Here is a 23,202-nt window from a genome sequence, read left to right as displayed (position 1 = left end):
CCCGACATGAGCCGACCACCCCGCACCCGCCCACGCCGTCTGCTGGCCCCCCTGGCCGCAGGAATCCTGACCGCCGGCGCCCTCGCCGCCCTGCCCGCGACGACCGCTCACGCCGCCGGAAGCGTCGTCAAGGTGACCGGCGCCCAGGGCAACTGGCAGCTGTCCGTGGACGGACACCCGTACCAGATCAAGGGCCTGACCTGGGGCCCCTCCGTCGCCGATGCCGACAAGTATCTGCCCGACCTCCAGTCCATGGGCGTCAACACCATCCGCACCTGGGGCACCGACGCCTCCAGCAAGCCCCTCTTCGACTCGGCGGCGGCGCACGGCATCAAGGTCATCGCCGGGTTCTGGCTCCAGCCGGGCGGGGGTCCGGGATCGGGCGGCTGCGTCAACTACCTCACCGACACGGCGTACAAGAACCAGGTGCTCGACGAGTTCCCGAAGTGGGTCCAGACCTACAAGGACAACCCCGGGGTCCTGATGTGGGACGTCGGCAACGAGTCCGTGCTGGGCCTCCAGAACTGTTACAGCGGAACCGAGTTGGAGCAGCAGCGCAACGCTTACACCACGCTCGTCAATGACATCACCAAGAAGATCCACAGCATCGACCCCAACCACCCGGTGACATCGACGGACGCCTGGGTGGGCGCGTGGCCGTACTTCAAGAAGAACGCCCCCGACCTCGATCTGTACGCGGTCAACTCCTACAACGCCGTGTGTGACGTCAAGTCCGCGTGGCAGCAGGGCGGTTACACCAAGCCCTACATCGTCACCGAGACCGGGCCCGCCGGTGAGTGGGAGGTGCCCAACGACGCCAACGGGGTACCGCAGGAACCCACCGACCAGGCCAAGGCCGACGGATACACCAAGGCGTGGGGGTGCATCACCGGCCACAAGGGCGTGGCCCTCGGCGCGACGATGTTCCACTACGGCACGGAGTACGACTTCGGCGGCATCTGGTTCAACCTGCTGCCGGCCGGGCAGAAGCGCCTTTCGTACTACGTGGTGAAGCGTGCCTACGGCGCGGACACCTCGCACGACAACACTCCCCCCGTGATCTCCGCCCTGGACGTCGAGGGTGGCGCGGGCAGTGTGCAGGCGGGCCGCGATGTCACGCTGGACGTCCGGGCCACCGACCCCAACGGTGATCCGATCACCTACGAGGTCCTGGACAACAGCAACTACATAGACGCGAGCAAGCAGTTGGTGTCCGTACCGTTCACCAACCTGGGCGGTGGCCGGCTCAAGTTCACGGCACCGGACCGGCCGGGCGTGTGGAAGGTGTACGTCAAGGCGACGGACGGCCACGGCAACGTCGGTGTCGAGACGCGCTCCGTCAAGGTCGTGCCGCCCGTGGTGAACGGGACGAACATCGCGCGCGGCAAGCCCGCCACCGCCTCGTCGTTCCAGGCGAGTTACGGCGACTGCCCGTGCACTGCGGCGAACGCGGTGGACGGCAACAACACCACGCGCTGGGCCAGTGACTGGAGCGATCCGCAGTGGCTCCAGGTCGACCTCGGCACCCGCACGTCGTTCAAGCACGTGCAGCTGCTGTGGGAGGCCTCGTACGCCAAGGCCTACACCATCCAGACGTCCGACGACGGCCAGAACTGGCAGACCCTGCGCACGGTGACCGACGGCAACGGCGGCGTGGACGACTTCGACCTCCAGGGCACCGGCCGCTACGTCCGCGTCAACGGCACGGCGCGCGGCACGGGCTACGGCTATTCGCTGTACGAGTTCGGCATCTACAACTGACGATCCGTCACCTCCGACAGCGGGGACGGATGACGAGGGGGGCGGCATGAGGGACGAGGACGAGCTGGACCGGCTGATCGACAAGCTCATACCGGAGGCGAAGGTCAGGCTGCTCACCGGCGCCGACACCTGGGCCACGGCGGCGGAGCCGGCCGTGGAACTGCGGCCGTGGGTGATGTCGGATGGCCCGGCCGGGGTGCGCGGCCCGTCGTGGGACGAACGGCACACCGCCGTGCTGCTGCCCTCGGCCACCGCGCTCGCCGCGACGTGGGACGAGCCGCTGGTCGAGCGGCTCGGCTCGCTCCTCGCCCTGGAGGCGCGGCGCAAGGGCGTGCACGTGGTCCTCGCGCCGAACCTCAATCTGCACCGCAGCCCGCTCGGCGGCCGGCACTTCGAGTGCTTCTCGGAGGACCCCGAGCTGACCGGCCGCATCGGGGCCGCCCTGGTGCGCGGCATCCAGGCGCAGGGGGTGGCCGCCGCGGCCAAGCACTACGTGGCCAACGACTCCGAGACGGACCGGCTGACCGTGGACGTGCGGGTCGGCGAGCGGGCGCTCCGCGAGGTGTACCTCGCACCGTTCGAGGCGGCCGTGGCGGCCGGCGTCCGGGTCGTCATGGCGGGCTACAACGCCGTCAACGGCACGACCACGACGGCGAGTTCACTGCTCAGCACGCCACTCAGGACCGAGTGGGGCTTCGACGGGTTGGTCGTCTCGGACTGGGGGGCGGTGCGCACCACGTGCGAGACGGCGCGGGCCGGACTCGATCTGGTGATGCCGGGGCCGGAGGGCGCGTGGGGCGAGGCGCTGCTGCGCGCGATGGAGAGGGGGGAGGTGGCACCGCACCTCGTGGACGCCAAGGTGCGCCATCTGCTCCAACAGGCCGACTGGCTGGGCGCGTTGGGGCCGGTCGGCCGCCCATCGAACCGACCACGCCCGCGCCCGGCGGCGGTGCGCGACCTGGTGCGCAGGGCGGCGGCCGCCGGGACGGTCCTGCTGGCCAACCGCGACGTCCTGCCGCTGGATGCCGAGCGCCTGGCGACGGTGGCCGTCATCGGCGCCCATGCCGCGCGCACGCGCACCCAGGGAGGTGGCAGCGCCGGAGTGTTCCCCCAGGCGGAGGCGAGTGTCCTGGACGGCGTTCGGGCGCGGCTGCGCGGCCGGGCGAAGGTGGTGCATGTGCCGGGCCCCGGTCTCGGCGGGCCACCGCCGGCGCTCGACGAGGCCCTGTCCACCGATCCGGACTCCGGAGTCCCCGGGGTGCTGCTGAGGGTCCTGGACGCCGACGGAATCGAGTTGCACGCTGAACACCGCTCCACCGCAAGGCAGTTGGAGCCACCCCTGCCCGACGGCGCGCATACGGTAGAGATCAGGGCCCAGCTGCGTCCCCGCGCATCGGGTGTCTGGACGCTGGGCATCGCCGGATTCGGCCGGATGAGCCTGCGCCTGGACGGACGGGAGCTCCTGGCCGGTGACTTCCCCCGGGAGACCGACGACCCGGCCCTCGTCCATGTCACGCCTCCGGTCCACACCGTCACCGCCGAGCTGACCGCCGGCACCCTGCCCCTTCTCGTGGCGCGCCGCGAACTCGCCCCGGACACCGGCCGCGCGGTGGTCGTCAGCGCCGCGCCGCCCGTCCCCGACACGGCGGCCGCGCTCGGCGCCGCCACGCGGGCGGCCAGCGCGTCGGACGTGGCGATCGTGGTCGTCGGCACGACGGAGGACGACGAGTGCGAGGGGCGCGACCGTGTGCACCTGCGCCTCGGCGCGGACCAGGACGCCCTGGTCCGCGCGGTGGCGGCCGCCAACCCGCGCACGGTGGTGATCGTCAACAGCGGTGGTCCGGTGGAGCTGCCCTGGCGCCACGAGGCCGGCGCGCTGCTCTTGTCGTGGTTTCCCGGGCAGGAGGGCGGCGCGGCTCTCGCCGATGTGCTGTTCGGGCGCAGGGAGCCGGGCGGACGGCTCCCCACCACGTGGCCGGCCGCGCTCGCGGACGCCCCCGTCACCAGCACCGCCCCTTCCGGCGGGCGACTCGTTTACACCGAGGGCCTGCACATCGGACACCGTGGCTGGCTCCGGGCGGGCCGGGAACCGGCCTACTGGTTCGGACACGGGCTGGGGTTCACGACCTGGGAGTACGAGGACCTGACCGGTCCCGCACAGGTGGCGGCGGGCGAGTCGTTCACCGTGCGCGTCCGGGTGCGCAACACCGGCGACCGCGCGGGCCGTGAGGTGGTCCAGGTGTACCTGGCCCGTCCCGGCTCGTCGGTGGAGTATCCCGAGCGTTGGTTCGCGGGCTACGCGGCCGTGCACGCGCGTGCCGGGCAGACGGTGACGGCAGTGGTCCGCGTCCCGGCACGAGTGCTGCGGCACTGGGACGAGCACGCGGGCGGGTGGCGTACCGAAGCGGGGCCCTGCCGGGTGCTCGCGGGCCGCTCGGCGGGGGACGTACGACTGGACCTGGAAGTGGAACTGCCGGCAGCCGACTGAGCCGCTCGCACCTGCGAGGGAGCTCGGGGCACGGCAGCCGCGAGGGAGGAGGGAGAGCGCTCTATACGGTGTCACCGGCATGCGGTTAAGGTGCGGGGATGAGCAGGCAGGCCCCCACGCTGGAGGACGTGGCCCGCGAGGCGGGCGTCTCCCGGGCGACCGTGTCCCGGGTCGTCAACGGCGTCCGCAATGTGGACCCGGCGATCCAGGAACAGGTACAGCGCGCGATCGAGCGGACCGGTTACGCCCCCAACCGGGCGGCCAGGTCCCTGGTGACCCGGCGCGCGGAGACCATCGCCCTGGTGGTGTCCGGCGCGGGCGGCGGCCCCGAGGAGAGCCAGGAGGCCTTCGCCGCCCGGGTCTTCGCCGACCCGTTCTTCGGCAGGGTGGTCGCGGGTGTCGTCGGCTTCCTGCGGCCGCGCTCGATGCACCCGGTCCTCATGTTCGCCGAGTCGGCCGACGACCGGCACGAGGTGCTCACCTATCTGCGGCAGGGCCGCGCCGATGGCGCGCTGGTCGTCTCGACGCACCCCGACGACCCCCTGCCCACGTTGCTCGCCGCGGCGCGCCTGCCCACGGTGCTGTTCGCACGGCCGACACCCCCGGTGCCGCTGAGCTACGTGGACCTGGACCACCGCGATGGCGGGCGGCTCGCGGCGCAGCGCCTGTTGGAGCGCGGATCCCGCCGACCGGCGACCGTGGCGGGCCCGCTGGCCGTATCGGCGAGCCAGGAACGGCTGGCCGGCTTCCGCGACACGATGGCGCGGGGCGGCCATCCGTATGTGCCGGTCGCCGAGGGCGGCTTCACACTGGACAGCGGTATCGCCGCCATGTCGCGGCTGCTTGCCGAACACCCCGATGTGGACGGCGTGTTCGCGGCCAACGACCTCATGGCCCAGGGCGTCTGTCAGCTCCTGCGCGAGCGTGGACGACGTGTCCCCGACGACGTCGCGGTGATCGGGTTCGACGACTCCGGCATCGCCCTGTCGTGCCGCCCCCCGCTGACCACGGTCCGCCAGCCGGTCGAGCAGATGGCGGCGGAGATGGCCCGCCTCCTCGACCAGCACATCCGCGGCGAGCGCACCGACCCCACGTCGGTGGTCTTCGACCCCGAACTGGTGGTCCGCGAGACGGCGTAGCCAGGGGTGTGGTGGCGGCACGGCCAGGGGTGGGGCGGCGGCCCGACCACTCACCTCCCCGGCACACCGATGGCCTCGTGAGACTGCAACTCTCCCTCACTTCAGCATGTTTGACGGTGTATCAGCGCGGGTGTCATCCCGGCCCGTGCCGAGCGGGCCCTGAACCCATCAAGTGCACCTCCGGGGCTCAACACCCCACCGAGATACAACCGTTGCAAAGCCCGCCTCGATCGCGGCGCCGCAGGTGACAGGCCGTACGGGCGCCGCATATGGCGATGTGACCGGCCCGCTCTACGAGTTCGTTGGGTGAGACACCCTGCTTTACATCTTGACGCCTCACTTCCGGCGCCGCTTAACTCACGTCTTAAATTAAGCCATGCGGACCTTCAGGAGTCGAACGCCTTGCAGGCGTCTCCGAAGGCGCCCTCACGGTTTTCGACTCCCGGGAAGGGACACCAGGGGCCATGCGCAACATCAGAGCCGCGGCCATCGGCGCCGCCACCCTGTCACTCGCCCTCGCGGCCACGGCCTGCGGCGGAGGCTCCGCCTCCGGCGGCGGGTCCAACGACTCGCCCAAGACGCTCACTTACTGGGCCTCCAACCAGGGCGCCAGCATCTCGGTGGACGAGAAGGTCCTCCGGCCCGAGCTCGACAAGTTCGAGAAGCAGACGGGCATCAAGGTGAAGCTGGAGGTCGTGCCCTGGGCGGACCTGCTGAACCGGATTCTCACCGCCGCCACTTCGGGCCAGGGCCCGGACGTGCTGAACATCGGCAACTCCTGGAGCGCCTCCTTGCAGGCGACCGGCGCGCTGCTGCCGTGGGACGCCGCCAACTTCTCGAAGATCGGCGGAAAGGACCGGTTCGTCGACTCGGCACTCGGCTCGACCGGAGTCGTGGGCAAGGACCCGGCCGCGGTGCCGCTGTACTCGATGTCGTACGCGCTCTACTACAACAAGCAGGCCTTCGCCGAGGCGGGCATCGCCAAGCCGCCGGCCACCTGGGACGAGCTGGTCGCCGACGGGAAGAAGCTCGAGGCGAAGGGCAGGAACGGGCTCGGCGCCGAAGGCTCCAACCTGTCGAACAACATCCACCAGGTCTTCGTGCTCGCCAAGCAGCACGGCGCCGAATTCTTCACCGCGGACGGCAAGCCCAGCTTCACCAGTGACGGCGCGGTCGCCGCGGTCAAGCAGTACGTCGACCTGATGGCCAAGGACAAGATCGTCAACCAGAGCAACGCCGAGTACGCCCAGAACCAGTCGCTGAGCGACTTCGCCAAGGGCAAGACGGCGATGGTGCTGTGGCAGACCGCCTCGGCCACCTTCGAGTCCCTGGGCATGAAGGACTCCGAGTGGGGCGTGACCGCAGCCCCCGTCCAGTCCGGAGCGCCCGGGACCGGAGCACAGACCAACTCGATGGTCGCCGGCATCAACATGGCCGTCTTCAAGAACACCCACAACCTCGACGGCGCCGCGCAGTTCGTGAAGTTCATGACCAGTGACGAGGAGCAGAAGCTCCTCAACACCGCCTACGGATCCATCCCGCCGGTCAAGGCGGCGCAGTCGGACCCGGCGTTCAACTCCCAGGCCACGGCGGTGCTCCGGCAGACCCTGGCCGGCAGTGCGCAGGCGCTGCCGCAGGTACCCGACGAGTCGCAGTTCGAGACCGCCGTCGGCACCGCGGTGAAGGACCTCTTCGCCGACGCGGCGGCCGGTCGCGCGGTGACCACCGAATCGGTGAAGGCCAAGCTGCAAAAGGCCCAGCAGCAGATGCCCGCGAAGTGAGGACCGACACCCTCATGACGACCACGGCCCCTCCCGCAGGCACGCGGTCGGTGCCCGAGCACTCCCCCGGGGCGGCGCGCGGCCCGCGCCGCCCCGGGCGGATCAGGCGCATCGGACTGCCCTACCTGCTCCTGCTCCCGGCCCTGCTCCTCGAACTACTCGTCCACCTGGTGCCGATGGTCATCGGCGTCGCGATGAGCTTCAAGGAACTCACCCAGTTCTACATCCGCGACTGGGGCACCGCGCCCTGGTCCGGCACGGCCAACTACCGCCTGGCGGTGGACTTCCACGGTGCCGTCGGCGAGGCGCTGCTCCACTCGTTCATGGTCACCGTCGTCTTCACCGTGCTCTCGGTCGGCCTGTGCTGGCTGATCGGCACCACGGCCGCGCTCTACCTGCAGGACAACTTCCGCGGCCGGGGTGTGCTGCGGACCATCTTCCTGGTGCCGTACGCGCTGCCCGTCTACGCGGCCGTCATCACCTGGGCGTTCATGTTCCAGCACGACAACGGCCTGGTGAATCACGTCCTGCACGACCAGTTGCACCTCACCGACAAGCCGTCCTTCTGGCTCATCGGCGACAACAGCTTCTACGCCCTGCTGATCGTGTCGGTGTGGAAGGGCTGGCCGTTCGCCTTCCTCATCGTGATGGCCGGCCTCCAGAACATCCCGAGGGAGCTGTACGAGGCCGCCGCGCTCGACGGCGCGGGCATGCTGCAGCAGGTCCGCCGGATCACACTGCCCTCGCTGCGCCCGGTCAACCAGGTGCTGGTGCTGGTGCTCTTCCTGTGGACGTTCAACGACTTCAACACGCCGTACGTCCTGTTCGGGAAGTCGGCGCCGGCGGCCGCGGACCTCATCTCCATCCACATCTACCAGTCGTCGTTCGTCACCTGGAACTTCGGCACCGGCTCCGCCATGTCCGTCCTGCTGCTGCTCTTCCTGCTCATCGTGACGGGCGGCTACCTGCTGCTGACCTCCCGAGGAAGGAAGACGGCCGATGTCTAGCACCGCCGACACGACCCGGCCGTCCCGGCGGCCGGCCCCCTCGCCGATGGCGCCGCCGCGCTCCTTCCGCTGGTCGCGGCGCGTCTTCCTCACCCTGCTCACCGCGTTCGTCCTGCTGCCCGTGTACGTCATGGTGTCCAGCTCGCTCAAGCCGCTCCAGGACGTCTCCGGGAAGTTCCGCTGGGTGCCGAGCGGGCTCACGATCCGCCCGTACATCGACATCTGGTCGACCGTGCCCCTCGCGAGGTACTTCGTGAACTCGCTGATCGTGGCGGGCACCGCCACGGTCTGCTCGGTCGTCATCGCGGTGTTCGCGGCGTACGCGGTCAGCCGCTACTCCTTCCGCGGCAAGCGCGTCTTCACGGTCACCGTGCTTTCCACCCAGATGTTCCCGGGCATCCTGTTCCTGCTGCCGCTGTTCCTGATCTACGTCAACATCGGCAACGCCACGGGGGTCGCCCTGTTCGGCTCGCGCGGCGGACTGATCCTGACGTACCTCACCTTCTCGCTGCCGTTCTCCATCTGGATGCTGATCGGCTACTTCGACTCGGTGCCCCGCGACCTGGACGAGGCGGCCCTGGTGGACGGCTGCGGCCCGCTCGGCGCGCTGTTCCGCGTGGTGGTGCCGGCCGCGATACCGGGCATCGTCGCGGTCGCCGTCTACGCCTTCATGACGGCATGGGGCGAGGTGCTCTTCGCCTCGGTCATGACCAACGACGACACCCGGACCCTGGCCGTGGGCCTCCAGGGCTACTCCACGCTCAACGACGTGTACTGGAACCAGATCATGGCCGCCTCCCTCGTCGTCAGCGTCCCCGTGGTCGTCGGTTTCCTGCTGCTCCAGCGCTATCTCGTCACCGGGCTGACGGCGGGCGCCGTCAAGTGACCAACTCCCGCATTCCGAAAGGGACTCACGTGTCCGCACCGATCGACTTCGCCGCGCTTCCGCACGACTTCGTGTGGGGCACGGCCACCTCGGCGTACCAGATCGAGGGGGCCGTCGCCGAGGACGGCCGCTCGCCGTCCATCTGGGACACCTTCTCGCACACCCCCGGCAAGATCGACAACGACGACCACGGGGACACGGCCTGCGACCACTACCACCGCTGGCCGCAGGACGTGTCCCTGATGAAGCAACTCGGCGTCAACGGCTACCGGTTGTCGGTCGCCTGGCCGCGTGTGGTGCCGGGCGGTGACGGCCCGGTCAACGCCAAGGGCCTCGACTTCTACGACCGGCTGATCGACGGCGTCCTGGCGGCGGGGATCACCCCCTCCGTCACCCTCTACCACTGGGACCTGCCGCAGGCCGTCCAGGACCGGGGCGGCTGGCCCGAGCGCGAGACCGCCGAGCACTTCGCCGCGTACGCCTCGGTCGTCGCCGAGCGCCTGGGCGACCGGGTGTCGCACTGGGCCACCCTCAACGAGCCCCTGTGCTCGGCCTGGATCGGCCACCTCGAAGGGAGGATGGCTCCCGGCCTCACCGACCTCACCGCGGCCGTCCGCGCCTCCTACCACCTGCTCCTCGGCCACGGCCTGGCCACCCAGGCCATCCGCGCGGCGGCCCCGGGCGCCGAGGTGGGCATCGTCAACAACCTCTCCCCCGTCCACCCGGCCACCGACCGCACCGAGGACCTGGCGGCGGCCCGGCGCATGGACGGCCACGTCAACCGCTGGTGGCTCGACCCCGTCCACGGCCGCGGCTTCCCCGCCGACATGCGCGAGGTGTACGGGGTCGAACTCCCGGAACGCGCGGGCGACTTGAAGACCATCGCGGCCCCGCTGGACTGGCTCGGCCTCAACTACTACTTCCCCGCATACGTCACCGACGACCCGGGCGGTCCGGTCCCGTACGGCCGTTCCATCCGCCGGGAGGACGTGCCACGCACCGGCATGGACTGGGAGATCGAGGCGGACGGCATCGAGTCCCTGCTGCTGCGCCTGACCGAGGACTACGGGGCCCGGAAGATCTACGTGACGGAGAACGGCTCCTCCTTCCCGGACGTGGTCCGCCCCGACGGCAGCATCGACGACCCGGAGCGCGTGGACTACCTGGAACGCCACCTGGCCGCCTGCGCGTCGGCGGCCCGCAAGGGCGCCCCGCTGGCCGGCTACTTCGCCTGGTCGCTCCTGGACAACTTCGAGTGGGCCTACGGCTACGACAAGCGCTTCGGCCTCGTGCACGTCGACTACGCCACGCAGGCCCGCACGCTCAAGGCCAGCGGGCACCGGTACGCGGACATCGTCCGGGCCCACCGCGCCGGCCAGGCGGACTGAGCCGCCACGCTCCCGAGCGGTGGGGCGGCTCGGCCGCGGCCGGCCCACCCGCCTCGGCGGAAGTCCTCCGGGTGGCCCCGCATCCGTACAGGTGCTGATCCTGTCGCGCGTGCCGAGCCACCGGCTTCGGCCCGCCTCAGGGGCCGCTCGGCGACGCGTTCGGCATGGGCAGGACGTTGCCGGCCGCGTTGCAGCGCACGGTCCAGACGCCGGGCGTGTCCGCCTCGTGGACGCGCACGTCCACAGCGGGTGGCTGCTTGCCGCCCGGTACCTGGGCGTTGGCGGCGGTGCAGACGAGCTGGGTCACGCCCAGGCCCCCGCCGCTCATCCTCGCCACCGGTACCGGAAGGTAGAGGTCCACCGCCCCGGCCCCGGCGGTCGCGGTGGGGCGTCCCGGCATCGCGGGCACCTCGGTGATCAGCCCACGGGCGCGTTCCGCCGCGTCGGGGCCTTCGAGGAGCAGATCGAGAGCCTGCTGCGGACCCGCCGGGGGCTTCGCTCGGCGGGCGACGGCCTGGACCCCGTACGGGCCGACGAAGTAGACCTGCGCGTAGTACCGCACGCTGCCCGGCGCGCGCAGCCCGGACGCCGGCGGCCCGGCCGGCGCCGGACCCGTCGTGCCCACTCCACATCCCGCGAGCGCGGCCGTCAGCAGGGCGGTGAGCGATACGAGACGGCGCCTCATGCCTGCTCCTCCCCCAGCGTTCCGATCGGCAGGGTCAGGGTGAACACGGCTCCCGCATCAGGGGAGTTGGCGGCGGTGAGGGTGCCGCCGTGCAGCCGCACGTTCTCCCTGGCGATCGCGAGGCCGAGGCCGCTGCCCTCGGAGCGGGTCCGCGCGACGTCCGCCTTGTAGAAGCGGTCGAAGACGTACGGCAGTACGTCCTCGGGGATGCCGGGGCCACGGTCGGCGACGTCGATGACGAGGCTCTCGTCCATGACGCGCGCCTCGACGGTCACGGGCGGGGCGCCGTGCCGCAGCGCGTTGGCGATCAGGTTGGCGAGCACGACGTCGACGCGGCGGGCGTCGACCCGTACGCGTACGTCATGGCCGGGCAGGCGGGTCACGACCTGCTCCGGTTCGTGCCAGCCGCGCAGGGCGAGCGTCTTGTGCAGGAGCGTGCGCAGAGGGACCTCGTCGAGATGGAGGGCCGCCGCGCCCGCGTCGAAGCGGGAGATCTCCATCAAGTCCTCGACCATGCGGGCGAGTTTGCGGGTCTCGTCGCTGATGAGGAGCACCGCGTCGGCGGTGTCCGGGGGCAGTTGGCCGGAGTGCGCGTCCTCGTCGAGCGCGTCGGTGACGGCGGCCATCGCGGCCAGTGGGGTGCGCAGCTCGTGGGACACGTCGGCGGCGAACCTGCGGGCGTTGGCCTCCATGCGGCGCAGCACCGCGTCGTCGCGTTCCAGTGAGGTGGCCATCGTGTTGAACGTCCCGGTGAGTTCGGCGAGTTCGTCGTTGCCGGTGACGTCGAGGCGGGTGTCGAGCGCGCCCGAGGTGATCTTCTCGGCGGCGGTGCGCAGGTGGCGTACGGGACGCAGTACGCGACGGGCCGCGAACAGGGCCGCCACGGCGGCGAAGGCGAGCGCCGGGACGGCGCCGGCCCACGCGGCGGTGATCAGGGCGGAGATGTCCGCCTGCTCGGCACCCAGGGCGAACGCGGCGTACACGACGATGCCCGACGGCTTCGAGGCCGAAGTGCCGTCCCTCGCGTCGTAGTTGACGGGCATGGCGATGAGCAGGCGCGGGCCGTCGCCCCGGTCGGTGCGTTCGTACAGGGTGGTGTCGCTCTTGCGGGCCGCCGCGCCCAGGGTGGTGCTGATGGGGCTGGCGGTGCCGAGCGGAGGTCCGTCGTCGCGGGAGACGGCGGTGTTCCAGCCGCGCGCGCCGCCGACGCGGTCCAGCTGGTGCGAGAGGCCGCGCAGGTCGTCGTCCGTGGGCTCGGCCGGCAGGTTCGGGGCGAGCGAATCGGTCTGGAGCCGCAGGTCGTGCACGGCCGCGTTCTGGGTGCGCTGGAGGATCGCGCCACGGGCCTGGCGGAAGGTGAGGGCCGCGGTGATCAGGGCGCTGAGCGCGGCGACGAGGAGGAACGCCACGACCAGGCGCGTGCGCAGGCCGCGCGCCAAGGGCAGTCTCACGCGGGCACCGGGCCGAACCGGTAGCCGAAGCCCCGTACGGTCTGGACGTACTCGGGGTTGCGCGGATCGTCCTCGATCTTGGACCGCAGCCGCATCACACAGGCGTCGACCAGGCGCGCGTCGCCGTAGTAGCTGTGCTCCCAGACGTCTTCGAGGAGTTGCTGCCTGCCGAAGGTCCGGGCCGGGGCGGCACTGAGGAAGAGCAGCAGTTTCATCTCGGAGGGGGCCAGCGGTACGAGTTCGCCGCGCTTGTGGACGCGCAGCGCGCCCCGGTCGATCTCCAGGTCCCCCACCACCGTCGGCCCGGCCTGCGTGTCGGTGTCGGCCTGCGAGGGGGCGACGCGGCGCAGCACCGCGCGCATCCGGGCCTCGATGAGCGCGCCGCTTGCGGGCTTGACCACGTAGTCGTCGGCGCCGGCTTCGAGACCCACCACGACGTCCATGTCGTCGCCGCGTGCGGACAGGATCACGATGGGGATCTGGCTCGTTTCGCGGATGCGCCGGCACACCTCCAGGCCGTTCATGCCGGGCAGCATCAGATCGAGGAGCACGAGGTCCGGCCGGAAGGCCTCCAGCGCCTCCATGCCGTCCTCGCCGTTGCCGACCGCCTCGGTCTCGTGTCCGTAGCGGCGCAGCCCCAGGACGACACCACGGCGTACCGCCGGATCGTCCTCGATCAACAGCACGCGGGTCATGAATGGATCCCTTCACCTTCACCGGACGCAATGCGCATGCGACACATGCACGGTAATAGCGGTACGAAGTCCGCGAACACTGCCGCACCGCGCCTTCGCTCCCTGACACCTCCTCCCGATCTGAGGCCTTTTGCGCGGCCCCGCCGGTGAAGGGGCGGCTTCAGCGCAATTGGTTGACGTCGACCGTGCCCGCGCCCGGCGCCGGGACCGGGATCAGCAGCCACAGGGCGACCGTGGCCAGCACCAGAACGGCCACCACGACCGGGCCCCGACGCCCGCGCGCCCAGCCCGAGCGGAACCGGACCGGATCCTCGACGAAGCGCTTGGTCGTCGCGGCGGCAGCGAGCGACACCCCGATCGCCACCGCCGTGGCACCCCACCCTCCCAGCCCGGACAGGCGCGGCAGCAGCACCAGATAGACCGGCCAGTGCCACAGGTACAGGCTGTAGGACCACTCGCCCAGGCGGCGCGGCAGCAAGCTCCCCACCAGCCGTACCGCCCTGGTGCCGGGCACCTGCGCGATGACGACGATCAGCAGGGCGGCGGCCACGGAGTGGAGGAACAGGCCGCCCTTGAAAAGCAGCGGCGCCTTCTCGCCGTCGGTCGCCACCCAGGCCGCCGCGAGCCCGGCGGCGAGCAGCAGGCAGAGCGCGTCCGCCGCGCGGCGCGGTATCGCGGCGGTGAGGGAACGCACCGGCGCGGTCGCCGCCAGCGCCCCGAGCAGCAGCGCCGCCGCCCTGGTGTCGGTGCCCTCGTACGCCCGGGTGGTGTCCACCGCGGCTCCGAGCGTGACCGTCAGGGCGAGGGAGACCAGGACACCGGCCCCGGCCACGGCGACCACCGCGCGCCGGGCGTGCCGGCCCCGGGCGACGGCGGCGAGGACCAGCGGCCAGACCAGGTAGAACTGCCACTCGACGCCGATGCTCCACAGGTGGGCGAAGACGCGGGTGTCCGAGGCGTTCCAGTAGCCGGTCCCATCGGCGATGTAGTGCCAGTTGACCGCCTGGACGGCGACCCACGGCAGGTCGCCGAGTGCGAAGCGCAGCTGCTCCACGGTGCCCAGCGCCCACACGAGCGGCACGGTGACCACGACCACGACGACCAGGGCGGGGAGCAGACGGCGGGCCCGGCGGATCCAGAACCGGGCGAGCGCCCCCGGTCCACCGCTCTGTGCCGCTCCGAGCAGCAGCCCGGTGATGAGGTACCCCGACAGGACGAAGAAGAGGTCCACGCCGAGGAATCCGCCGCTCAACTGCCCGGCGTGGAAGAGGAGTACGGCCGCGACGGCGAATCCGCGCAGCCCGTCGAGCGCGGCGATGTGGGCACGTCCGCCGTCGGGGCGCGGGGCGCGGTGGCGGGGCGGCGCGGTGGACGCGAGAGGGAGGACGGACATGGGTCGCGGGTCCTCAGCCGCCGCACTTGAGGTTGCCGTACCGGGCGTCCCCGGTCCACGCTCCCGTGGCCCAGGCGTCCACGGGTGCGGGCGTGAACCCAGCCTCCCGGCCCAGCTGTTCGCTCAGCCACTTGGCGAAGGCGGCCGCTCCTTGCTGGCAGTTGTGGATGCCGTCGGAGGAACGCAGCGCCTTCTGCGCCGCCGCGTCGGTGCCCCACAGCGGGGAGGAGTCGAGGAACACGGCCGCTCCGCCGCTGTTCTTGGCGGCTTCCCGAGCCGCCTTGGGGGCGGTACGCATCTGGGGTTCGTACTTCTTGTAGAAATCGTCGATCTTGATGGGCGGGGCCGGTACGAGGACGAGTTCGGCGCCGGCGTCCTGGGCCGTCCTGGCGAGCTTTTCGTACGCGGCCCGCTGTTTGTCCTGGGGGCCCCAGTCGTAGGTGGTGACCTGATAGGCGATCACGGTGGGCTTGAACGAGCCGATGTTCGCGGCCAGTTGCTTCCAGGTGTCGGCGGATATCTTGCCGGTGATCCCGTCGCCGGCGTCGACGACCGTGCCGCCGCCGTCGGACGACGCGTCCTTGAATGCCACCCCGCCCGCCTTCAGGGCCGCGCCCAGGGCGGGGGCCTCCGCGCCGGCGATGGAGTCCCCCACCCACAGCACCCTCGTACCGTTGCCGCCGGCGCCCGACGGCTTCGCCGCCGCGTCGGCGCCGCCTTGCCGTGCGTCCTTGTCGTGTCCGCCGCAGCCGACCAGCGCGACGCCGAGCACGGCGGCGAGGGCGGCTGCGCAGCCGGCGCGCCGGGTCAGGCCAGGGAAAGGGTGCTGGTGGGTTCGGTGGCCGGTCGAACCGGAGTAGTCGCTGTTCATGGCCTCAGCGAACCAGCACACAACGGGCACGAGGCCCGCCGTCATCGTTCGCTCACACAACACGAAGAAGGCTGTCAAAGAGCCGGGGGCCCGGTGGCCGTCGATCCCCGGGCGGGGCTCTCGCCCGCGCCGGAGCCGGACGGCCCCGCGACGCCTCCCTCCGTCACCGCTTCAGAACGACCACCGCGTGTGGGTGAAGGCCCCGCCCTCCCGGCCGAAGCCGTACGCGGTGGCCGGAGCGACCGCGAACAGCAGCACGTCCCCTTGCGCAAGGCGTCCCCGATCCCGTGGAAGGTGCCCTCGGGTGCGGTGATGTGGGCCCCGTACTTCGCCTCGTACGCCGCGATCACCTCCTCGAGGACCGCGGGATCGGTGACGGCCCGCGCCCTGCCCTCGACGACCAGGTCGAGCCCCTCCGTGAGCGAGTTGCCTCCGGTGGTGAGGGCGCAGTGGCCGTCATGGGCGAGGTTCTTCGCCTTCTGCTCGTCCGGGCCGGTGGAGAAGTACAGCACCCCGTCGTGCCAGGCGGCGATCACGGGAGTGACGTGCAGGCGACCGTCCGGCCGCACCGTGGAGACCCAGAAGATCTCGGCCCGCGCCAGCTGCCGCCGCGCCTCGGCCCACTCGGTGGCGGCGGCCTCCTCGGCGCCGGGCCTGGGGTTGAGCGCGGAGCTGTAGCGGGAGTCGAGCTCGGTGGTGGGCTGCTGGGCGGATCCGTGTGTAGGCATGGCGGATCTCCTTTCGCTCTCCCCCATAACGACTCCTGGGGCGCGTGGAAATCATCGGCCTGCCGATCCGTTCCCCCCGACCTGCCCGAAGCCGCGCGGCGGGCGGGCGCGGAGCCGCTCCGGCCCCGCGCCCGCCCGCACTCGTCCCGGCGGGGTCGGCGCCCCTTCCCACCTACCCGGCTTCCCACCCACACAGGGGCCCGCACTACTTCCAGGTGTCGTCCAACGTCTCCGAACCTGACGCCGCCGCCGTGTGGACGCGGTTGGCCCCGGACTCCCAAGTGACGTTCCCCGAACCGTCCTTGACGATGTACTTGTACTCGAATGGCGTGCTCGCCGGGGTGTTCACAGTGGCCGACCACACGGGGTAGGACGCCGAGGACAGGGCGATGGCGGCATTCGGGTCCCAGGCGCCCAGGGCCGGGATCGATCCGACCACGTACACGTTCTGGCCCCACGCCGTGGTCTTGGTCTCGTGGAAGGTCTCGCTCACAGTGCCGGACGCCGGGGGCGTGGGTGAGGAGGTCGGGCAGTTGCCGGTGCACGCGGCGCCGGCCGCGTACAGCGCCACCGAGTCACCGGCGTTGACCGTGACCGTGGCCTGGCCCGAGGAGTTGACCGTCACCGCCGGGCCCGTGCAGGTGCCGCCGTTGGCCGGCGTGCCGTGGATGACATCGCAGTACGTCCCGGCCGCGAGGCCGGTGGTGAAGGTCTGGGTGACCGCGCCGCCGCCGTTGTTGATGGCCACCCACGCGGCCTTGCCCCGGCTGAAGGCGATGGCGTTGGCGCCGTTGTCCCACCAGTTGGCCACGCTCTGGCCCTTGGCGGCGTTGTGCCACCCCACCATGTTGGCGATGCCCTGGTCGCGGTCCGCGCAATTCCAGGCGCTGGAGGAGCAGTCGGTGTCGGTGACGTAGCCCTTGGCGTCGGCCGGCGGGGAGTCGTCGTTGCTGTTGAACCGGAATCCGGAGTAGACCTGCGGGGTGCCGTAGCCCCAGGCGAGTTCGAAGATGTGGGCCAGGGTGTACTTGGACCCGTCCTTGTAGGTGAGCGTGCTGTTGTCGCGCTCCAGGTCGTGGTTGGTCACCATGACCGCGGACTTGTCGCTCGGCTCGAAGCCCCAACTCTGCCCGAACGTCTTCAAGTTGGCGATGCTGCCGTTGAACTGGTCCTTGAGCTTGTGCGCGTAGGTGAACTCCAGCACGCTGCCGTTGCCCTCGAACGCGCTGGGTGCCAGCTGCCCGCTGCCGCCCGGTATGACCTCCTGGTAGACGTAGGGCCGGCCGCCCCACCGGGTGTCGCCGACCTTCGCGAGGATCGCGGCCATGTCGGTCTGCGCGATGTGCTTGGCCGCGTCCACCCGGAAGCCGTCCACGCCGTAGCCGACCAGTTTGTTGAGGTATCCCGCGATCTTCGAGCGGACGTCGTCCTTCTCGGTGTACAGGTCCGAGAGCGACACCAGCTGGCACTCCTGGACCTGCTGGGCGCTGTTCCAGTCGTTGATGACGTTTCCGGCGTTGGGGCAGTTGGCCGGGTAGTCGTGGAAGCTGGAGCGGTCGTAGCCGATGCTGCCGTAGGTGTAGGCCCCGGGGTTGAAGCTCGCGCCGCCGTAGGAGTCGGTGCTGGTCTGGTTGGCGCCCGCGGTGTGGTTGATGACCGCGTCCGCGTACACCTTGACGCCCGCGTTGTGGCAGGCCGTCACCATGGCGGCGAACTGGGCTTCCGTACCCATCCGGCTGTTGAGGTCGTAGCCCACCGGCTGGTAGACGTCCCACCAGGGGTGGGTGCCGTCGGACAGCCTGATCGAGTCCCCGGGCGGGGCCACCTGGACCGCGCCGTACCCATTCGGGCCGAGGACGGTCGCGCACTCCTGGCCGACCGACTTCCAGTTCCACTCGAAGAGGTTGGCGATCACGTCTCCGCCGTTGGCGGTGGCGGCGTGCGCGGTGCCCTGGAAGGCGACGGGCAGGATCGCGCCGGCGAGCAGCGCTCCGGCGGCGAGCAGGCCGGCCGAAGCGCGGCGGGGCCCGGTCGACAGGGCGGCGGTTGCTCTGCGGCTCGGTGGTGCGGTCATGGCGGCTCCCTGGGCAGGTGGGGGCAGCGCCGATCCGCGCCTGTGGGCGGCCATGGGGAAGTGGCCGCCCGGCGCGCTCGTGCTGCGGGGAGGTGACCCGCGGCGTCGGCCGACACCGCGGCTCGCGCGACCCGCCCGCCGCCCACGGCACCACCCGCGCGCCCGGTCCGTCCCGGGACCGGCGCGCGGGCGTCCCGTGCCGAACGCCGGTGTGTCCGGCCGGCATTCGGCACTCGGCCCGCCGGGGCGGTCGGGCTCGGTCGCGCGAGGATGACGATCCCGCCGCGCCCGGCACCCCGTCAAGAGTTGGCGCAAAATCATTCAGAAACTTGCAGCAAGTTCTTGATGCTGTGCCACCGGCGCCGCGCGGACCCTGCTCTCCGCCCCTCAAGTGCCTGCTCAGGCGATGCGGGTGTGGACCGTCGCGGTGTTGTTGGACGTGGTCCTCTCGGGAGACGTGGTGGTCACCTTGGTGACGAGATGGACCTTGCCGCCGCCGTACGAGGGCCCGCGGCCCGCGATCTGGAGGCGTACGGTCTCACCGGGCTTGAGCGCGTCGACGCTGACCACGACGCGGCCCTGACCGTTCAGCTGGGCGTGCCCGTTGCCCTGCACGACGCGGTGGGCGCGGTGCTCGATGCCGTTGGGCATGGTGGTGACCGAACGCACCGTGTGAGCCGTGGACTTGCCGGTGTTGGTGATCGACACCGTCCACAGCCCCTCCACGTCGTGGTCGATGTGCGCGGGCCCGGACGCGGTGACGGCGACGTCGGCCCGGTTCTGGGCCGGCACGCGCGGGGTCCAGGCGTCGCCGTAGTCCTTGTCGTACGTCTTCGTCCAGTTGTCGCCGTAGTTGCCGGTGTAGCCGTTGGCCCACGCGTCACCGTAGTCGGGGCCGTACGCGGCGGAGGCCGGGCCGGCCACGGCGAGGGACACACCCGCGACGGCGGTGGTGACGATCGCGGCGGCGGCCACGCGGACGCGCAGGGGGCGAGTCGACCGGGAGAACATCAAGGGACAACCTCTCGAATGGGAGAACGTCAGGAGGCGCCACCCCACGGGTTGGAGCGGCACGAATCAAGCCTGTCCAAGCCGACGGCCGCCCCTCCCCGCCACAGGTCCTCGATGCGAGGGCCCTTGGCCCCGGCACGCCCGAGGGCCCCCTCGGCCGAAAGCACGACGGCCGAGCCGTCGGGCATCGGCCGGAATTCGGGCAGGGCGCCCGAAGCACCCTGAACTCCGCTGCCCAGGCGGACAGTTGGCGGGGGCGCACAATAGGCCTTGACCAGGCGCGTTCCCCGGGCGATAGTTGCGCGCCGAACCCATTCCAGCGGATCGGCGGGTTCATCAGGGGTGGGGAAACCATGCAGGCCGAGCACCAAGAGGTCATGTCCGCGTACGCGGAAGCGGAAGGGCACCTTCGGGCGGGGCGACTCGCCGACGCCCGGCGCACCGCGCGGAACGCGCTGAAGGCCGAGGGCCCCGACGCGCGGCTGTTCCTGGTTCTCGGCCGGGCCCACGCCGCCGAGGACGAGGACGACCACGACGACCGGGCGGAAGCCGCCTACCGCGAAGGCCTCGAAGCCTTCCCGGACGATGTCGAGCTCCTCGCCGCGTACGCCGAACTGTGCCTCGCCTCTGACTACATGGACCACCCCGCTCGCCATGGACGGGGCGCGCAACTCGCCGCGCGGGTACGCGAGTTGGCGCCGGGTTCGACTCAGGCACTGCGTGTGGAGCAGGGCGGTGCCGGGCTCCGGGGCCCCAAACCGACATCGCCGTCGCGGACTCAGCTGCACGACGTACGTCTGGCCCTGGCAGCCTTCGGCAACCCGGCCGTGGCCGCCGCACGAGCCAGAAGCCGAGCCGAGGCCAGCCCCTCGGACGATCGCCTCGCGGTGCTCGCCGAGACCCTCACCGCCCTCGGGCGCCCCGGCCGTGCACCGCTGCGCTGGCTGGTTCGGGCCCCCCTCACCACGGCACTCCTGCGCGGGGCCTGGTGCGTGGTGCTGCTGTTGGCGGTCCCGGCGTTGCACCTCCCTTCCTGGTGGAGGCTCGCCGCTTTCGCGCCGCTCCCGGTGCCCCTCGTGCTGAACACCTTCCTGCGTCGCGCCCGGACCCGCGCGGCCGTCCGCCCACTGGCTCCACCCGTCGACCCCACCGCCGCCCCGCCCTTCCCGGCCTTGCCGCCGGTCCCGGCCTACAGCCGACACGAGTTGGCGACCGGCGTCGTGGTGCTCGTCGCCGTCGTCGCGTCGGGCGTAGCCTCGGGCATCTGGAGCTACCGCCAGTACGCGGCGTACCCGCGCTACACGGTGTCGGCGCCCGACCGCTTCCAGGGCTTGGCGCGCCAGGACGCGAGTCCGGTCCAGGCACTCATGAAGAACGCCGCGCCGGACCTGTCCGACGAGGGCGCCCAGTCGTTCGCCTATGTGTACGGGCCGGATCCCGACCAGCCGGCGCTCATGATGTGGGGCGAGACGGGAGACTTCCACGACGCGCCCACCGACGCGCTGGGCGACTTCCAAAGCGGCATGGACGCGGCCGGATTCCCGGTGCACGCGACCTGGACCGCCGCCCCCGGCAGCCTCGGCGGTTCGATGCGGTGCGTGTCCTACGAGGTGGCCAACACCCCCATGGTGAACTGCGCCTGGCTGGACAAGGGCAGCATGGGAGCCGTGTACTTCGCCGACGAGGGCCAGACCCACGAGGCGACGGCGAGCCGCGCCAGAGCGGCACGAGAGGCCGTCCTGCACTGGGGGGCGCGCGGCGGGTCCGAGGTGTAGCGGGCGCGCCCGAGCGTCACGCCGCCTGCCCCGTCGTCGCGCGAAGCGGCGTGGAGGGGCGTTCCGCGGCCCGGGTGCGCTCCGCCTGACGGTGTGTCAGCTGGGGTGAGAACTGGCAGAGCAGATAGAGCAGGGCCAGGCTGATGAGCCAGTCGGTCACCCCGGAGAACTGGTTGATCGTGAACTTGAAGACCTGCCCGACGAGCAGGTCCACCAGGAGTGCGGCGCGCAGCGTCCGCAGGGCGGTGTCGCGGTCGCGGAGCAACTGGGCCGTTCCGCGCAGGGAGAGCACCAGGGATGCCAGGGAGCAGGCGAGCGCGCCGGCGATGGCGGTCCACTGGGTCTCGCCGTCGAGGCCGCCGGTGAGGCCTTCGGCGGCCACGGCGATCAGGAGGACCGCCGCCTGGAGTGTCGTGCCCCAGGCGACGAGGTGAACCAGCCTTCTTTTCGAGGCCAGTTGGGCCACTCGTGCCGATGCCCACCCGCGGGCCCGCTCCAGTGCCTCGTGGTGCGGGGCGGCCTTGCGGAGCGGGCGTTCGGGCACCGCTTCGAGCAGGGCCGCGAGCGCCTCGTCCACGGCGGACGGCCGCGCGTCGGTGCTCCGCAGGCGGCGCAGGGCCTCGCCCCGCTCCTGCGCGGTGAGGCCACAGAGGAGGCCCTGCAGGGCGGCGTCCGCGGCGCGGGCCGCGCGGGCCGCGCCGGCGCCGGGGGCCTCCTGCCGGTCCGTACGCGCGCGCCGCGCCACCCACCAGGCGAGGCCCGTCAGCGCGACGAACGACAGGTAGATGATCCCGGGGGCCGGCCGGTAGAAGTAGCCGTCGGTGGCGACGAGCTTGCCCACCTCGTCGATGAAGAGGCCGAAGCCGACGCCGCCGATCACGGCTCCGCGCCGACGGGACGCGACCCCGGTGAAGACCAGCATCACCAGAAGCCCGGCCAGCATCAGCAGGCCGCCCCACAGCATGTGCGAGATGTGCAGGCCGCCGTTGCCCGCCCCTCCCCCGAGCTTGGGGTAGCCGGTCAGCGCCAGGAAGGCGCGGGTCACCAGGACGGTGACGACGCCGACGAAGACGAACAGCCGAAGGTGCGCCGCGGCGCTCGCGGTACGCAGGAACCCGTTGTTCAGAGGCGTACGGAACATGCTCCGAGCGTCGCCCATGCGCCCGGCCCGGACCATGGGGCCAGCCCCCGTCCCACCCACGGGCTGCCCCCCGTTCGCACCGGTGCGTCCAAGTACCCGGCGGGTGCCGTACCGGGCCGCTACCCGCACGTGGCGCGCGTGCACCGTTCTGCGCGCGGGGGCGTACGCGCCGTGATCGCTGACGGTGTGTCATGTTCCGTGTTTGGTTACGTGTCACCGTTCTCCGGGCGGCCCGGCCGCACCCGGGCCACAGTGTGGGTGTCCGGCCGAACCAGCGTCGGACTTCACACCGTTCGGCACCCCCGGGCTCATGCCCCGGGCTGCCGTGAACTGGGAGTTCACATGTCTCCTCGCACCATCACCCGCGTCGCCGCACTCGCCCTGGCCGCCTCCGGCCTCGCCGCGGCAGCTGCCGTCCCCGCCTCCGCCACCGTACGGCCGGCGGCACCGCGCTCCCCGATCGTCTTCGGAGCGATCCAGTACGACAGCCCCGGACGCGACGACCACTCCCAGAAGAGCCTCAACGCCGAGTGGGTCACCGTCACCAACACGGGCCGCGGCGCCGTGAACCTCCGGGGCTGGACGCTCACCGACCGCGCCCACCAGACCTACACCTTCCACAACCTGCGTCTGGCCGGACACCAGTCGGTACGGGTCCACACCGGCAAGGGCCGTGACACCGGTCGCGACGTCTACCAGAACCGCCGCGACTACGCCTGGGACAACAGCCGGGACACCGCCACCCTGCGCGACGACCACAAGCACATCATCGCCACCAAGTCCTGGGGCCGCCGTTAAGCACCACTGCCACCGTCCGGTGCCGCCGCCACGGCGCCAGAGGTGAGAAGGCCGGCACCCCGAAGGTGCCGGCCTTCGGCGCGTCCGAGAACCAGGGGACCGTCGCGACGGAAGCGTCGAACTACTTCTG

The 23,202-nt window shown here is 71.5% G+C and carries 17 protein-coding genes and 1 pseudogene; 9 read left to right on the top strand and 9 right to left on the bottom strand.

Annotated elements, in window-relative coordinates; genetic code table 11:
* Window positions 1–6: 6 nt before the first annotated feature.
* The 7 genes from ACFYZA_RS04340 (at window position 7) to ACFYZA_RS04310 (ending at window position 10,450) form a co-directional block, all read left to right on the top strand.
* Window positions 7–1,761: a discoidin domain-containing protein gene (locus ACFYZA_RS04340; protein ID WP_388487070.1), complete on the top strand. Its 1,755-nt coding sequence runs from the start codon at window positions 7–9 to the stop codon at window positions 1,759–1,761.
* Between the two features lie 46 nt (window positions 1,762–1,807).
* The gene (locus ACFYZA_RS04335) at window positions 1,808–4,249 is read left to right on the top strand and encodes a glycoside hydrolase family 3 C-terminal domain-containing protein (RefSeq protein ID WP_388487067.1); all 2,442 of its coding nucleotides are present in this window, start codon (window positions 1,808–1,810) and stop codon (window positions 4,247–4,249) included.
* A 98-nt stretch (window positions 4,250–4,347) separates the two neighbouring features.
* Window positions 4,348–5,388 (top strand): LacI family DNA-binding transcriptional regulator, encoded by a 1,041-nt coding sequence (locus tag ACFYZA_RS04330; RefSeq protein WP_388487065.1) that lies wholly within the window; start codon window positions 4,348–4,350, stop codon window positions 5,386–5,388.
* A gap of 464 nt (window positions 5,389–5,852) precedes the next feature.
* Window positions 5,853–7,169 (top strand): ABC transporter substrate-binding protein, encoded by a 1,317-nt coding sequence (locus tag ACFYZA_RS04325; protein ID WP_382596851.1) that lies wholly within the window; start codon window positions 5,853–5,855, stop codon window positions 7,167–7,169.
* Between the two features lie 14 nt (window positions 7,170–7,183).
* A complete protein-coding gene (locus ACFYZA_RS04320; protein WP_388487062.1) occupies window positions 7,184–8,176 on the top strand; it encodes a carbohydrate ABC transporter permease in 993 nt (330 codons plus the stop codon).
* Window positions 8,169–9,062, top strand: a complete 894-nt coding sequence (locus ACFYZA_RS04315) for a carbohydrate ABC transporter permease (protein ID WP_382596847.1) — start codon at window positions 8,169–8,171, stop codon at window positions 9,060–9,062. Before ACFYZA_RS04320 ends, ACFYZA_RS04315 begins: the two co-directional genes overlap by 8 nt.
* Before the next feature lie 29 nt (window positions 9,063–9,091).
* Window positions 9,092–10,450, top strand: a complete 1,359-nt coding sequence (locus ACFYZA_RS04310) for a GH1 family beta-glucosidase (RefSeq protein ID WP_388487059.1) — start codon at window positions 9,092–9,094, stop codon at window positions 10,448–10,450.
* A 136-nt stretch (window positions 10,451–10,586) separates the two neighbouring features.
* Here the strand turns inward: ACFYZA_RS04310 and ACFYZA_RS04305 are convergent, their stop codons facing one another.
* From ACFYZA_RS04305 to ACFYZA_RS04270, 8 genes and pseudogenes are all read right to left on the bottom strand, one after another.
* Window positions 10,587–11,135, bottom strand: a complete 549-nt coding sequence (locus ACFYZA_RS04305; protein ID WP_388487057.1) for a hypothetical protein — start codon at window positions 11,133–11,135, stop codon at window positions 10,587–10,589.
* Window positions 11,132–12,586: a sensor histidine kinase gene (locus tag ACFYZA_RS04300; protein WP_388487055.1), complete on the bottom strand. Its 1,455-nt coding sequence runs from the start codon at window positions 12,584–12,586 to the stop codon at window positions 11,132–11,134. Before ACFYZA_RS04300 ends, ACFYZA_RS04305 begins: the two co-directional genes overlap by 4 nt.
* Window positions 12,583–13,281 carry a response regulator gene (locus ACFYZA_RS04295; RefSeq protein ID WP_388487052.1) on the bottom strand — a complete coding sequence of 233 codons (699 nt, stop codon included), beginning with the start codon at window positions 13,279–13,281 and terminating at the stop codon, window positions 12,583–12,585. The genes ACFYZA_RS04300 and ACFYZA_RS04295 overlap by 4 nt, the downstream gene beginning before the upstream one ends.
* A 160-nt stretch (window positions 13,282–13,441) precedes the next feature.
* The gene (locus ACFYZA_RS04290) at window positions 13,442–14,674 is read right to left on the bottom strand and encodes an acyltransferase family protein (protein ID WP_388487050.1); all 1,233 of its coding nucleotides are present in this window, start codon (window positions 14,672–14,674) and stop codon (window positions 13,442–13,444) included.
* A 13-nt stretch (window positions 14,675–14,687) separates the two neighbouring features.
* Window positions 14,688–15,545 carry an SGNH/GDSL hydrolase family protein gene (locus ACFYZA_RS04285; protein WP_388487046.1) on the bottom strand — a complete coding sequence of 286 codons (858 nt, stop codon included), beginning with the start codon at window positions 15,543–15,545 and terminating at the stop codon, window positions 14,688–14,690.
* A gap of 171 nt (window positions 15,546–15,716) precedes the next feature.
* A pseudogene (locus ACFYZA_RS04280) lies at window positions 15,717–16,273 on the bottom strand (pyridoxamine 5'-phosphate oxidase family protein).
* Between the two features lie 205 nt (window positions 16,274–16,478).
* Window positions 16,479–18,347: a carbohydrate-binding module family 20 domain-containing protein gene (locus tag ACFYZA_RS04275; RefSeq protein ID WP_388487044.1), complete on the bottom strand. Its 1,869-nt coding sequence runs from the start codon at window positions 18,345–18,347 to the stop codon at window positions 16,479–16,481.
* A gap of 399 nt (window positions 18,348–18,746) precedes the next feature.
* A complete protein-coding gene (locus tag ACFYZA_RS04270; RefSeq protein WP_388487041.1) occupies window positions 18,747–19,358 on the bottom strand; it encodes a hypothetical protein in 612 nt (203 codons plus the stop codon).
* A 353-nt stretch (window positions 19,359–19,711) separates the two neighbouring features.
* Between ACFYZA_RS04270 and ACFYZA_RS04265 the strand changes: the two genes are divergently transcribed.
* A complete protein-coding gene (locus ACFYZA_RS04265) occupies window positions 19,712–21,133 on the top strand; it encodes a hypothetical protein (RefSeq protein ID WP_388487039.1) in 1,422 nt (473 codons plus the stop codon).
* 16 nt (window positions 21,134–21,149) lie between these two features.
* Here ACFYZA_RS04265 and ACFYZA_RS04260 read toward each other — a convergent pair whose 3' ends face one another.
* The gene (locus ACFYZA_RS04260; protein ID WP_388487037.1) at window positions 21,150–22,274 is read right to left on the bottom strand and encodes a hypothetical protein; all 1,125 of its coding nucleotides are present in this window, start codon (window positions 22,272–22,274) and stop codon (window positions 21,150–21,152) included.
* 342 nt (window positions 22,275–22,616) lie between these two features.
* On the opposite strand from ACFYZA_RS04260, the gene ACFYZA_RS04255 reads away from it, so the two are divergent.
* Window positions 22,617–23,072 (top strand): lamin tail domain-containing protein, encoded by a 456-nt coding sequence (locus tag ACFYZA_RS04255; RefSeq protein ID WP_382596823.1) that lies wholly within the window; start codon window positions 22,617–22,619, stop codon window positions 23,070–23,072.
* Window positions 23,073–23,202: the final 130 nt, after the last annotated feature.

Source organism: Streptomyces sp. NPDC001828 (genome assembly GCF_042892175.1).
Lineage (GTDB): Bacteria > Actinomycetota > Actinomycetes > Streptomycetales > Streptomycetaceae > Streptomyces.
The sequence above is the reverse complement of the archived record's forward strand: the minus strand, read 5'-3'. Positions and strand labels throughout refer to the sequence as shown.